12 protein-coding genes are annotated in these 13,465 nt (G+C 66.1%); 9 read left to right on the plus strand and 3 right to left on the minus strand.

Going from position 1 to position 13,465, the window contains the following annotated elements; all coding sequences use genetic code 11:
- Positions 1-99: 99 nt before the first annotated feature.
- Complete coding sequence (locus NMB41_RS09885; protein ID WP_494382276.1) at positions 100-1,317, minus strand: metal-dependent hydrolase; 1,218 nt, start codon at positions 1,315-1,317, stop codon at positions 100-102.
- A gap of 163 nt (positions 1,318-1,480) precedes the next feature.
- On the opposite strand from NMB41_RS09885, the gene NMB41_RS09890 reads away from it, so the two are divergent.
- Complete coding sequence (locus tag NMB41_RS09890; protein ID WP_494382277.1) at positions 1,481-3,037, plus strand: methyl-accepting chemotaxis protein; 1,557 nt, start codon at positions 1,481-1,483, stop codon at positions 3,035-3,037.
- A 30-nt stretch (positions 3,038-3,067) separates the two neighbouring features.
- On the opposite strand, the gene NMB41_RS09895 is transcribed toward NMB41_RS09890, so the two are convergent.
- On the minus strand, positions 3,068-3,469 hold the full coding sequence (locus NMB41_RS09895) for a TraR/DksA family transcriptional regulator (protein ID WP_494382278.1): 402 nt from the start codon (positions 3,467-3,469) through the stop codon (positions 3,068-3,070).
- Between the two features lie 181 nt (positions 3,470-3,650).
- On the opposite strand from NMB41_RS09895, the gene NMB41_RS09900 reads away from it, so the two are divergent.
- Complete coding sequence (locus tag NMB41_RS09900) at positions 3,651-5,486, plus strand: DUF885 domain-containing protein (RefSeq protein WP_494382279.1); 1,836 nt, start codon at positions 3,651-3,653, stop codon at positions 5,484-5,486.
- A gap of 82 nt (positions 5,487-5,568) precedes the next feature.
- Complete coding sequence (locus NMB41_RS09905) at positions 5,569-5,997, plus strand: VOC family protein (RefSeq protein ID WP_494382280.1); 429 nt, start codon at positions 5,569-5,571, stop codon at positions 5,995-5,997.
- Between the two features lie 21 nt (positions 5,998-6,018).
- On the opposite strand, the gene fnr is transcribed toward NMB41_RS09905, so the two are convergent.
- Positions 6,019-6,780: a fumarate/nitrate reduction transcriptional regulator Fnr gene (fnr, locus tag NMB41_RS09910; RefSeq protein WP_494382281.1), complete on the minus strand. Its 762-nt coding sequence runs from the start codon at positions 6,778-6,780 to the stop codon at positions 6,019-6,021.
- 205 nt (positions 6,781-6,985) lie between these two features.
- Here fnr and NMB41_RS09915 point away from each other — a divergent pair, with 205 nt between their 5' ends.
- The 6 genes from NMB41_RS09915 (at position 6,986) to NMB41_RS09940 (ending at position 13,447) form a co-directional block, all read left to right on the plus strand.
- Entirely contained in the window at positions 6,986-8,437 is a 1,452-nt protein-coding gene (locus NMB41_RS09915; protein ID WP_494382282.1) for a cytochrome ubiquinol oxidase subunit I, read from the plus strand.
- Positions 8,438-9,445, plus strand: a complete 1,008-nt coding sequence (gene cydB / locus NMB41_RS09920) for a cytochrome d ubiquinol oxidase subunit II (protein ID WP_494382283.1) — start codon at positions 8,438-8,440, stop codon at positions 9,443-9,445.
- Positions 9,445-9,567, plus strand: a complete 123-nt coding sequence (locus tag NMB41_RS09925) for a DUF2474 domain-containing protein (protein WP_192052226.1) — start codon at positions 9,445-9,447, stop codon at positions 9,565-9,567. Before cydB ends, NMB41_RS09925 begins: the two co-directional genes overlap by 1 nt.
- Positions 9,568-9,665: 98 nt before the next feature.
- Positions 9,666-10,364: a TorD/DmsD family molecular chaperone gene (locus tag NMB41_RS09930; RefSeq protein WP_494382284.1), complete on the plus strand. Its 699-nt coding sequence runs from the start codon at positions 9,666-9,668 to the stop codon at positions 10,362-10,364.
- Between the two features lie 19 nt (positions 10,365-10,383).
- On the plus strand, positions 10,384-10,608 hold the full coding sequence (locus NMB41_RS09935) for a twin-arginine translocation signal domain-containing protein (RefSeq protein WP_494382285.1): 225 nt from the start codon (positions 10,384-10,386) through the stop codon (positions 10,606-10,608).
- 19 nt (positions 10,609-10,627) lie between these two features.
- Positions 10,628-13,447: a formate dehydrogenase subunit alpha gene (locus NMB41_RS09940; protein ID WP_494382286.1), complete on the plus strand. Its 2,820-nt coding sequence runs from the start codon at positions 10,628-10,630 to the stop codon at positions 13,445-13,447.
- Positions 13,448-13,465 lie beyond the last annotated feature (18 nt).

Below are 13,465 nucleotides of genomic sequence, written 5' to 3' on the forward strand. Positions count from 1 at the left end.
GGTAAGCATACTGCATTATTCTGTTGTATGGCTGGCAATCGAAATGGTCGTGTTTTCTTACCAACGCGACAATTTGCGGGGCTTGACGAAGCGCTTTACCTAGGGCAGGCCAAGCAGGTCGGCGCGCGGATAGCCCCAGCGCGGCACCCGGCCGGGGCAGGGCGCGACGCTATTCGAGACGATCGGCAAGGTCGAGAAATTCGGCATGCCGGCCGGGCCGAACCGTACGTCCGTGGCCTGGCCGTTTGCCAGCGACGGCGCGCGCGCAAAGCGCAGCCAGGCGTCGAAGCGGCAATCGCCGCGCCGCGCGCGCAACGCGGCCACCGAGCCGCGCTCATCCCAGCCCCAGGCAAGGGCCGCCGGTCCCGGCGCCAGGCGCATCCCGGCGATGGCTTGCGGGCAGGCAGCGGCGGGCGTGATGCCTGGCGCCAGGCTCAGCACGCCGCGGCGGATGCGGTAGCCGTCCGGCCCCTCGCGCGTGACGGCGATCGCGCCCCAGCACAGGGGATTGGCGGGAAAGGCCGACAAGGGCAGGTCGAGGATGGCTGCGCCCGGGCTGCTGCGGCCGAGCGCGGCCCGCAGTTCGCCGCGCGCGCGTTCGGCCATTGTTCCCTGCAGCAGCACGAAGCAGGCAGTGAGCGCCACGCCGGCGAGCAAGGCGCTGCGTTCGCCCAGGCGGCGCTCGAGCACCAGGGCCAGCGCCCAGACCGCGGCCAGGCCGGCGAAGGATCCCCATTGCAGGAAGCCGGCCAGGGTGAACCCCGCCGGCACCACCAGCAATAATCCCAGCAGCAAGCGGCGCCAGCCGCGGCTGGCGACGTGTGCGGCCAGCGGCGTGCCCAGCGCCAGCCAGAACACGGGTTCGATGATGAAGACCATGTCGCCGTAATACCAGCGCGCATCGAACGGTGCGAAGGGGTGGATGCCGTAGACGTTCAGCGCATCCATGCCGAAGTGCAGCAGCAAGCCAAGCACCGTCGCCGCGGCCAGGCCGCGGCGCGCGTCGGCGCTGCCCCGCAGCAGGGTCCGCGCTCGCGGCCAGCTCAGCCAGAGCAGGGCCAGCAGCAGCAGCGCCTGCGGCAGCGCGTACAGCAGCGTGTGGGTATGGCCGCGGTGGTGCAGCAGGTAGCCGAGCGGGGCCGGCGCCAGCGGGGTCAGGACCAGGTCGAGGTCGGGAAAATTGCTGGCCAGCGCGGCGCCCGTCAACAGCAAGCGGCGCCGCGTGGATGCGGCCGCCGCATTTGCTTCGCGCGGCAACAGGCGATGCGTCAGTTCGCCGAGCGCAAGGCCGACGAGGGAGTGGGTAAGGTTATCCATGTTGCAATGTTAGCACTGCCCGCGGCACTTGGCGGGCTGAGCGAATACTCATGGTTTTGAACAGTCAAGCTTGAATTCTTGATCCAGATCAAGGATTTCCCAAACTACGCCATCGTAAAATCGCCCCTTGAATTCTTGCCATATGGCAACACAGGAGAGCGAAGTGCGTACCAATCTGCCGGTCACCGGCATCGAATACCGGATGGAAGCAGGCCAGTCGATCGTCTCGAAGACCGACACCAAAGGCCGCATCACCTACGTCAACCCCAGCTTCATCGAAGTCAGCGGTTTTGAAGAACACGAATTGCTGGGCAAGGCCCACAACATCGTGCGCCATCCCGACATGCCGCCCGAAGCCTTTGCCGATCTCTGGCAGACCCTGCAGGCCGGCCAGCCCTGGACCGGGATGGTCAAGAACCGCCGCAAGGACGGCGACTTTTACTGGGTGGTCGCCAATGTGGTGCCGGTCAAGGAAGCGGGGCGCGTGATTGGCTACATGTCGATCCGCACCACGCCCACCCGTGAACAGGTCGCGGCGGCAAGTGAGCTGTACAGTAAATTTCGCACCGGGGAGCAGGGCGCTTTGGCGCTGCGCGGCGGGCGCGCCGTGCGCACTGGCCTGGCCGGGCGGCTGAACCGCCTGCGCCGACCCTCGCTGGGCCAGCGCCTCGGCCTGGTGATGGGCACGCAGGCAATCCTGCTGGGCGCGCTTGGCCTGGCCGCCGACGGCATGCTGTGGCGTACCCTGGCTGCCGGCGGCGTGCTGGTGACGCTGGGTGCCTGGGCCGGCCTGCGCCAGGCAATCATCGCGCCGCTGCGCGAAGCGACGGAAGCGGTACATGCGCTGGCCGGCGGCGACCTGTCGCACCTGCCGGAGACGCGCCGCACGGACGAATTCGGCCGGCTGCTGCGCGCGCTGCGCCAACTCAACATCAATCTGCAGGCGATCGTCGGCGACGTGCGCAGCAACGTGCGTTCGATCGAACAGACGACGCGCGAGATCGCCAGCGGCAACGTCGACCTCGCCGCACGCACCGAGTCGCAGGCCGCCAGCCTGGAGCAGACCGCCGCCAGCCTCGGCCAGGTGGCCGGCGCCGCCGGGCGCAATGCCGACAGCGCCCACCGCGCCGACGGCCTGGTGGGTGCGGCAGCCAGCGTCGCGGGGCGCGGCGGCGATGCGGTCGAGCGCGTCGGCGCCACCATGGGTCAGATCAGCAGTTCGGCCACGCGCATCGTCGACATCATCGGCCTGATCGACGGCATCGCCTTCCAGACCAATATCCTGGCCCTGAACGCGGCCGTCGAAGCGGCGCGCGCGGGCGAGCAGGGCCGCGGTTTCGCGGTCGTGGCAGGTGAAGTGCGCAGCCTGGCCCAGCGTTCGGCCGGGGCGGCGAAGGAGATCAAGGCCCTGATCGACGATTCGGTGCAGAAGGTCGCGCAGGGCAATGCGCTGGTCGGCGAAGCGGGCCAGACCATGCGCGAAGTCGTCGCCTCAGTACAGCAGGCAGCCGGTATCATGCATGACATCACCCACGCCAGCCGCGCCCAGGGCGGCGAGATCGGCGAAGTCAATGCCGCCATGGCCGAGCTGGACGCCATCACGCGCCAGAACGCGGCGCTGGTGGAGCAGTCGGCGGCGGCATCGACCAATGTGGCCGAAGAAGCGGGCAGGCTAGTGCAGGCTTTATCGGTATTCAAGTTCGCGGCGCAGCCGGCCTGAAGCCGGGCGGCCGGGCCTGCCGCGCAGGACTCACATCGTCGGCCCGCGCCCCGTGCCTTCTTCTTTCTCGATCCGCTCCTGGCAAGGCACGCAAGTGCGCACCGTGGGCGTGGCCAGCAGGCGCTGCTCGGGAATCTCGCAGCCGCAGGACTCGCAGATGCCGTAGCCGCCGGACTCGAGCCGGCCGATGGCGGCGTCGATTTCGTGCAGCAGCCTGGTTTCGTGCTCGGCGAAACGCTCTTCGTCGTGGGCGATCATTTCGGCCGTGGGCGCGTCGTCGTTCTGGACCAGGTGGGCGCGCGGGGAGATGACCGGTGGCTCATCGCCTTCGGGATCAAGGCCGGTGCGGGCGCGCACGGTGGCGAGCGCGGCGTCGCGGCTTTCCTGCAGGCGCTTGGCGAGGTCGTCGCGGAGGGATTGCGAGATGGGCATGCGGTTTTCCTGATGTCGGCGTGGATGTTATTGAACAGGCAGTCTGGAAATACTCTAGCCGTTTTCCTAGGATGGCCGCGCCAGCTTGGTCGGCGCCGCCCCGTCGCAAATATTGTCCGTTCCAACTCTTCCGTGATAGATTCGCCCCGGCACTTCGCCGAACGAAAACATAAGAGACATCATGCCGATTTCTTCCCAGCGCAGCCTGCGCGCCGCCCTTGCTTCCCTCTTCGTCCCGCTTGCCTTGGGCGCCGCCATGCTCCCCGATGCCGCGCTCGCCGCGCCCGCGGCCAAGGCCGCCGCCGTGAAACCGAACGCCGCCTTCGATGCCTGGGCCGGCCGTTTCGCGGACGACTGGGTACGCATGAACCCGCAGCTTGCCAGCAGCACCCAGTACTTCAGCGGCGCCGAACAGGCCGCGCTCGACCGCCAGCTGACGCCCCAGACCCCGGCCCAGCGCAAGAAGATGGTCGCGCTGGCGAAGATGGGCCTGGCGCGCCTGGACAAATGGCTGGCCGGCCCGCTGGACGAGACCCAGAAGATATCGGCCCTGGTGATGCGCTGGTCGCTCTCGAACGTGGTTGCGAACGAGCCGTTCGAGGATTTCAATTTCGTGTTCTCGCAGTTCGGCGGCCCGCAGGTCGGCCTGGTGAACTACATGACCCAGACCCACCCGATGCGCACCGCCGCGGACGTCGACAGCTGGCTGGCGCGCCTGGAGCAGGTCGGCGCGCGCCTGGACGAAGCGCTGGCGCGCGCACGCAGCGCGGCCGAACGCAAGCGCATTCCGCCGCGCTTCATCCTCGAACGCGCCCAGTTCCAGGTCGACGGTTTCCTGAAGCCGGCCGCGCCGCAGAACGTGCTGGTCAGCTCGCTGGAAAAGCGCAGCGCCGAACTGAAGGACCTGTCGCCCGAGGCGCGCAGCGCGGCCATCGCACGCGCCACGCGCATCGTCGAAGACAAGATCCGCCCGGCCTATCTGCGCGTGCAGGGCTTCATGGCCGAACTGCATCCGAAGACGGGCGACGCCGCCGGCATCTCGCGCCTGCAGGACGGGCGCAAGGCGTATGCGCGTGCGATCGCCAACTTCACCAGCACCAGCTTGACGGCCGAAGAGATCCATGCGATCGGCCTGCGCGAAGTGGCGCGCCTCGAAGGCGAGATGGACAAGCACCTGCGCGCGCTCGGCTTCAACGAGGGCAGCATCGAAGCGCGCATGAAGGCGCTCGACGCGACCTTCCAGCCGAAGGGGGAGGAAGACCCGCGCCCGATGATCCTGGCCAAATACAAGGAGATGGTGAAGGATGCGCAGGCACGCAGCGAGCCGCTGTTTAATTTGAAGCCGCGCGCGCCGGTCGACGTGCTGCGCGAGCCGCCGCTGACCGAAGCCTCGGCCGCCGCCCACTACAGCCTGCCGGCGCCGGACGGCAGCCGTCCGGGCGTGTTCTGGGTGCCGCTGCGCGGGCCGAAGTTCGACATGATCCGCATGCGCAGCCTGTCCTATCACGAGGCGGTGCCGGGCCACCACTTCCAGCTGGCGATCCAGCAGGAGCTGGCCGGCATCCCGAAATACCGCAGCCAGCGCATCTTCTCGGGCGGCAGCGCGCATGCCGAAGGCTGGGCGCTCTACACCGAGCGCCTGGCGGTGGAGCAGGGCTGGTACGAAGGCGACGTTCCGGGCCTGCTCGGGGCGCTCGGCTCGGAACTGTTCCGCGCGCGCCGGCTGGTGGTCGATACCGGCCTGCATACCAAGGGCTGGACGCGCCAGCAGGCGGTCGACTACGGCATCAACGTCGAGGAAGTCGACCGCTACGTCGTCTGGCCGGGCCAGGCCACGGCCTACATGATCGGCATGCTGCGCATCGTCGAACTGCGCGAAAAGGCGAAGGCCGAACTCGGGCCGAAGTTCTCGCTGCCTGGCTTCCATGACATGGTGCTGGGTGCCGGGTCGGTGCCGCTCGATGTTCTGGGGCAGTTGGTCGATGGCTGGATCGCGAAAGAAAAGGCGAAGGCGTAATCAGTCCGGGAGCGCGGTGGAATGTGAGCCCCGATTGCGGCATAATCTGCTGACCAACCAGGTGTTTTCTCAGGAGCAGACAATGCAAACCCAGGAACTCCACCGCGGCCGCCTGATCGACCACATCCAGCTGGTCGTGCAGGACTTGCCCGCCTCCCGCGCCTTCTACACCGCCGTCTTCCAGGTCCTGCAAATCCCCGTGGGCGGCGAGGGCGAGAACTATTTCTGGTACGACGAACTGTTCGTCTCCACGCCCGACAGCGAGGCAGCGCAAGGAAAACTCACCGGGCGCCATCACCTGGCCTTCCAGGCGGCCGACCGCGCCATGGTCGATGCCTTTTACGAAGCGGCGCTAAAGGCCGGCGGCAAGGACAACGGCGGCCCCGGCGAGCGCGCCTACCACCCTGGTTACTACGGCGCCTTCGTGCTCGACCCGGACGGCAACAACATCGAAGCCGTCTACCACGGCGAGGCCAGGCGCAGTGCGCCCTCGGTCAAGGTGACGTTCTGAACTGAGACGACCTGTCTCAGTTCAGGAGGCGCAGTCCTCGAGCCCCGCCGCCACCGCTTTCAGGCGGGGCAGGTCGAGCAGCTTCACCGCGCGCTTGTCGACCGCGATCCAGTCCTGCTTCCTGAAGCGCGAGAGCAGGCGGCTGACGCTTTCGATCGTCAGTCCGAGGTAATTGCCGATGTCCTCGCGCGACATGCGCAGGCCAAATTCCGTGCCCGAGTAGCCGCGCGCGGCATAGCGCGCCGACAGGTTCACGAGGAACACCGCGAAGCGCTGCTCGGCACGCATATTGCCCAGCAAAAGCATGACGTTCTGCTCGCGCGTGATTTCCCGGCTCATGATCCGGTGGAAATGGCGCAGCAGGGTCGGCACTTCGCCGAACAATTCCTCCAGGCGCGAGAACGGGATCTCGCACACTTCGCTGTCTTCCAGCGCCACCGCGTCGCAGTGGTAGCGCTCGCCGGCGATTGCGTCCATGCCGAGCAGCTCGCCCGCCATCTGGAAGCCCGTGATCTGGTTTTCGCCGGCGGCATTGGCCTGGGTGGTCTTGAAGTGGCCGTAGCGCACCGCATACAGCTTGCTGAACGGCTCGCCCACGGCGTACAGGCGCGCGTCGCGCTGGACGCGGCGGCGCGCGCCGATGATCTGGTCGAGGCGGCTGATGTCGGCGTCGTCGAGCCCCATCGGAAGGCACAGCTGGTGCATGCTGCAGGCGCTGCAACTGGCCTTGATGGCGCTGATCGTGACCGGCGCCGTGGTGGGGAAGGGAAGGCCTTGGCTCATCGGGACAGGGAAACAATTGGTTGCCGCAATTATAGACCGCCGCCCGGGAGCGCCCGCGACTTCTTTCCAATTGGCAACTCTCGATATTCCCGCGCAAGTGCGGCCTGGCATCCGTGTAGACGCGGCTCCCGCTGGGGCAGCTTGCCAATCGTGCGCGCCGATCCGCATGCTAGATTCTGAACATCGCAGCGCATGAGGAGGGCAGATGTTCGGCGTATCGGCACTGGACCTGGCACGCATCCAGTTCGCGTTCACAATGTCCTTCCACATCCTGTTCCCGGCGGTGACGATCGGCCTTGCCAGCTACCTGGCCGTGCTCGAATTGTCCTGGCTGCGCACCAGGCGCCCCGTGTATGTCGACCTCTACCACTTCTGGCTGAAGATCTTCGCCGTCATGTTCGGCATGGGCGTGGTCTCGGGCATCGTGATGGCCTACCAGATCGGCACCAACTGGAGTTATATGTCCGAGTTCGCCGGCTCCATCCTGGGGCCGGTGCTGGCCTACGAGGTGCTGATCGCCTTCTTCCTGGAAGCGGGCTTCCTTGGCGTGATGCTTTTTGGCTGGACCCGGGTCGGCCCCGGCCTGCATTTCCTCGCCACCTGCATGGTCGCGGTCGGCACTTTGATTTCCGCCACCTGGATCCTGGCCGCCAACAGCTGGATGCAAACCCCGCAAGGCTATGCCATCGAAGGCAACCGCATGGTGCCCGCCGACTGGCTCGCCATCATCTTCAATCCCTCCTTCCCCTACCGGCTGCTGCACATGGTGGCCGCAGCCTACCTGTGTACCGCGCTGATCGTCGGCGCGGTCGGCGCCTGGCAATTGCTGCGCGGGCGCGACAACCCCGCGGTGCGCAAGATGCTGTCGATGGCGATGTGGATGATCCTGCTGGTCGCGCCGATCCAGGCCGTGATCGGCGACTACCATGGCCTGAACACCGCCAAATACCAGCCGGCCAAGCTGGCGGCGATGGAAGGGCACTGGCAGAACACGCCCGGGGAAGCGGTGCCGCTGCTGCTGTTCGGCATTCCGGACATGGAGGCCGAGCAAACCCGCTACGCGGTCGGCATCCCGCACCTGGGCAGCGTCATCCTGACGCACTCCTGGAGCGGGCAGATTCCCGGCCTGAAGGAGTTCGCGCGCGAGGACCGGCCCAATTCGCTGATCGTGTTCTGGAGTTTTCGCCTGATGGTGGGCCTGGGCCTGCTCATGATCGTGCTCGGCGCCTGGAGTTTTTTCCTGCGCAGGCGAGGGCGCATCTTCACTTCGCGGTTCTTCCTGCGCGCGGCCTTGTGGATGGGGCCGGCGGGGCTGGTCGCGATCCTGGCCGGCTGGGTGACGACCGAAGTGGGGCGCCAGCCCTGGGTGGTGTACGGGGTGCTGCGCACCGCCGACGCCGTCTCGCCGCACGGCGCCCCGGCGCTGGCGCTCACGCTGGGCATTTTCGTCGTCGCCTATTTCTTCGTGTTCGGGGCCGGCACCGCTTATGTGCTGCGCATGATGCGGAAGGGTCCGCAAGCCTTCGAGCTGCACCGGGCCACCGAGGGCGGGCCGGGGGAAGTGCGCACGCCGATGCGGCCGATGTCGGCGGCCGACGTCGGCAACGACGATGACGACACCGGCGACGGCCACGACCTTGGTCCCAGGGGGAACTGAATGGGCATCGACACCTCGGTCATCTGGGCCATCATCATTTATTTTGCCGTCTTCATGTATGTGCTGCTCGACGGCTTCGACCTCGGCATCGGCATGCTGTTTCCGTTCGTCAAAGACGCGCGCGACCGCGACACCATGATGAACACGGTGGCGCCCGTCTGGGACGGCAACGAAACCTGGCTGGTGCTGGGAGGGACCGGGCTGCTGGCGGCCTTCCCGGTGGCCTATTCCATCATCCTGTCCGGGCTCTACCTGCCGCTCGTCTTCATGCTGGTCGGGCTCGTGTTTCGCGGCGTGGCCTTCGAATTTCGTTTCAAGGCCAGCGAAGGCGGGCGCCACGTCTGGGACAAGGCTTTTATCGGCGGCTCGGTGGTGGCCAGCTTCTTCCAGGGCGTCGCGCTGGGCGCTTTCCTGGACGGCATCACGGTCTCGGGCCGCAGCTATGCCGGCGGGCCGCTCGACTGGGTCGCGCCGTTTCCCTTGCTGTCAGGCTTCGGCGTGATGATCGCCTACACCCTGCTTGGCAGCACCTGGCTGGTCATGAAAACCGAGGGCGAGCTCCACCTTCGCATGGTGCAGGTGGCGCGTCCCTTCGCGCTGATGCTGCTTGCCAGCGTGGTCGTGGTCAGCATCTGGACGCCGCTGCGCGACCCGGCGGTGGCCGACCGTTGGTTCACTTTCCCGAACATCGTGTTCCTGGCGCCGGTGCCGATCCTGGTCCTGCTGTCGATCGCGCTCCTGCTCGGCTCGCTCAAACGCAATCCCTATCGCTGGCCTTTCGTGGCCGCGCTGGCGCTGATCTTCCTGGGCTACACCGGGATGGCGATCAGCATCTGGCCGCACATCGTGCCGCCCTTCATCACGATCTGGGAAGCGGCCTCGCCCCCCAGCAGCCAGGTCTTCACGCTGGTCGGCACGCTCGTCATCCTGCCGATCATCCTGATGTACACGGTCTGGTCCTACTGGGTCTTTCGCGGCAAGGTCAAGGCCGACGCGGGGTATCACTGATGAAGAAGCCCTGGTTGCGGCGCCTCGGCTGGATGGCTGGGCTGTGGGCGGGCGGGGTGCTTGCGCTCTTCCTGGTTGCCGGCCTGATCCGCTTGATCATGCATGCGGCGGGGATGCGGTAAATACGGGGAGGCCGCACAGGTTCAACTGTGCGCGCCTATCGGTAGAGGAAAGCTTACACTTTCGATGAAGATTTATTAACGGAGCGCCGCCAGTGTCCATGCAGTCTGCATTACCAGAGGTTTCCTCTTGCGCTGCGCCCGGCGCCGCCCATCCCGGCGCCGTCGGCAGCGCCCCGGTCGCGATGCCGCTGGCGCCCGAAGACCAGGCAAGAAGCGATCTCTACGCCCTGGCAGCGCGCCTGCTGCTGGCCCCGGCCGATGCGGACCTGCTGGCTGCCCTGGCGGCGGCCGACCCGATTGAAGCGAACGGCGGCGACCATCACCTGGCCGACGCCTGGGAAAACCTGATCCTGGCCGCCAGCGTGATGGACAGCGCCGCGGTGTCCGACGAGTTCGACGCCCTCTTCATCAGCAGCGGCACGCCGGCGCTCAATCCTTATGGCTCGCTCTACCTGTCGGGCTTCATGAACGATACTCCCCTGGCCGAACTGCGCGCCGACCTCGCGCGCTACGGCATCGGGCGCGTGCGCGGCGCGTTCGAATCCGAAGACCACCTGGGCGCCCTGTGCGAGACGATGCGCGTGTTGATCGCGGGCGGGCAGGGCATCCGGCGCCAGCCGCTGTCGGAGCAAAAAATGTTTTTCGAAGCGCGCATCGCCCCATGGTATGCGCGCTGCCTGGCCGACATGAAGAATGCCGAAGGCGCCAATTTCTACCGGCTGATCGCGGCCTTCGTGACTGCGCTGCTGGCCATCGAAGCCGAAGCCTTCGCCGTCGAAGACGCCTTCGATATTTAACCGACCACAGGGGAATGCGATGGACAAGCAACAGCAAGACAGCAAGGCCGGGGAGCCGGCGCCAAGCCCGACGCGCCGCAACTTCCTGAAAGCGGCCCCGCTCGGCGCGCTGGCTGCGGTGGCCGCCGGCGCCGAAGCCAAGCCTGAACTGGCGCCCGTGGAGGCGGCCAAGCCCGAGGTCAAGCGCGGCTACCACGAGACCGAGCATATTCGTCGTTACTATAAAACCGCCGCCTACTGGTGAGCGTACCCGGAGACCTGTCATGTCTTTAGTCAAAAGTTCGAACGACAAGGGCGTCAAGCGGCGCAAGTTCCTGGTCGGCGCCGGCGTGGCGGCCGGTGCCGGCGCCATTGCCCGCAGCTTGCCGCTGAACGTGATCGAACCGGCGCAAGCAGCCGCGGCCGCGGCCGAGCCGGCCAAGATGGAACTCAAACGCACCGTCTGCAGCCACTGCTCGGTCGGCTGCTCGGTCGACGCCATCGTCAGCAACGGCGTCTGGGTGCGCCAGGAAGCGGCCTTCGATTCGCCGATCAACATGGGCGCGCACTGCGCCAAGGGCGCCTCGGTGCGCGAGCACGGTTTTGGCGAACACCGCCTGCGCTATCCGATGAAGCTGGTGAACGGCAAGTACACCCGCATCTCCTGGGACCAGGCGATCAACGAGATCGGTGACAAGATGCTGCAGATGCGCCAGCAATCCGGTCCCGATTCTGTCATGCTCATCGGCAGCTCCAAGCACAACAACGAGCAAGCGTATTTGCTGCGCAAGTTCGCCGCCTTCTGGGGTTCGAACAATTGCGACCACCAGGCGCGCATCTGCCACTCGACCACGGTCGCGGGCGTGGCCCAGACCTACGGCTACGGCGCGATGACGAACTCGTTCAACGATCTGCATTACAGCAAGGCCGTGATGTTCATCGGATCGAATCCGGCCGAGGCGCACCCGATCTCGATGCTGCACTTCCTGCACGCCAAGGAACTGGGCGCGAAGATGATCGTGGTCGATCCGCGCTTCACCCGTACCGCGCGCTTCGCACACCACTATGTGCGCGTGCGCCCGGGAACCGACATCCCGCTGGTATGGGGCATGCTCTGGCACATCTTCAATAACGGCTGGGAAGACAAGGAATACATCGCTGCCCGTACCTACGGCATGGACGAGGTGCGCAAGGAAGTCGCCAAGTGGACGCCGGACAAGGTCTCCGACGTTACCGGCGTGCCCGAATCCTCGGTGCGCATGGCCGCCGAAATGCTGGCCAAGAACAAGCCTTCGTCCGTGGTCTGGTGCATGGGCATCACCCAGCACCACGTCGGCACCGCCAACGTGCGTGCGCTGGCTATCCTGCAGCTAGCGCTGGGCAATATCGGCGTGCCTGGCGGCGGCGCCAACATCTACCGCGGCCACGACAACGTGCAGGGCGCGACCGACGTCGGCCCGAACGGCGACTCGCTGCCCGGCTACTACGGCCTGGCCGAAGGCGCTTGGAAGCACTTCGGCAACGTCTGGGGCGTGGACTATAACTGGATGCTGTCGCGCTTCAGCTCGAAAGAGCTGATGGAAAAGCCCGGCATTACGGTCTCGCGCTGGTTCGATGCCGTCAATGAAGAAAATCAGTTCGTCGACCAGCCGGCCAACCTGAAGGCCGTCTTCTACTGGGGCCACGCGCCCAACAGCCAGACCCGCCTGCCCGACATGAAGGCGGCCATGCAAAAGCTCGACCTGCTGGTCGTGGTCGACCCGTATCCGAGCATGACGGCGGCCATGCACGGCCGCACCGACGGCGTGTATTTGCTGCCTGCGGCCTCGCAATTCGAGACCCATGGTTCCTGCACCTCCTCGAACCGCTCGATCCAGTGGCGCGAACGGGTGATCGCACCCCTGTTCGAATGCAAGACCGACCACGAGATCATGTACCTGCTGGCCAAGAAGCTGGGTTTCCACAACGAGCTGTGCAAGAACATCAAGGTGGTGATGAACGAGCCGGTGATCGAGGACATCCTCCGTGAGATCAACCGCTCCTGCTGGACCATCGGCTATACCGGCTGCTCGCCCGAGCGCCTCAAGCTCCACATGGAGAACAAGCACACTTTCAATCCCACCACGATGAAGGCCGAATCCGGTCCCTGCAAGGGCGACTACTACGGCTTGCCGTGGCCGTGCTGGGGTACGCCGGAGATGAAGCACCCGGGCACGCCTATCCTGTACGACATCAACAAGACGGTGGCCGAGGGCGGCCTGCCGTTCCGCGCCAACTGGGGCGTCGAGCACAACGGCGCCTCCCTGCTGGCGGCCGACGGCTCGGCCAACAAGGGCTCCGAGCTCGACACCGGCTATCCGGAATTCGACCACGTCTTCCTGAAGAAACTGGGCTGGTGGGCAGAACTCACGCCGGCCGAGCAGGCCATGGCCGAGGGCAAGAACTGGAAGACTGACAATTCGGGCGGCATTATCCGCGTCGTCATCGCCCACGGCTGCGCGCCTTTCGGCAATGCACGTGCCCGCGCCAATGTCTGGAATTTTCCGGATCCGATCCCGACCCACCGCGAGCCGCTCCTGTCGCCGCGCCGCGACCTGGTCGCCAAGTATCCGACCTACGACGACAAGGCCAATTTCCTGCGCCTGCCGACGCTGTACAAATCGGTGCAGGACGTCGACTTCTCGAAGGACTTCCCGATGATCATGACCTCGGGGCGCCTGGTCGAATACGAAGGCGGCGGCGAGGAAACCCGTTCCAACCCGTGGCTGGCCGAGCTGCAGCAGAACATGTTCGTGGAAGTCAATCCGCAGGATGCGGTGCAGTCCGGCATCCGGATCGGCGATTACGTCTGGGTCGAAACGCCGACCGGAGCGCGCATGAAAATGATGGCGATGGTCACCGAACGCGTGCCGGTGGGCATGGTCTGGGCGCCGTTCCACTTCGGCGGCTGGTGGATGGGCGAGGATCTCGAGCGCCATTATCCCGAGGACGGGGCGCCGACCGTGCGCGGCGAAGCGATCAACACCGGTTGGACCTACGGTTATGACGCGGTCACGATGATGCAGGAAACCAAGGTATCGCTGTGCCGCATCGTGCGCGCCTGACGGACCTGAACAGGAGAC

This window comes from Massilia sp. FBCC-B171, from assembly GCF_059134155.1.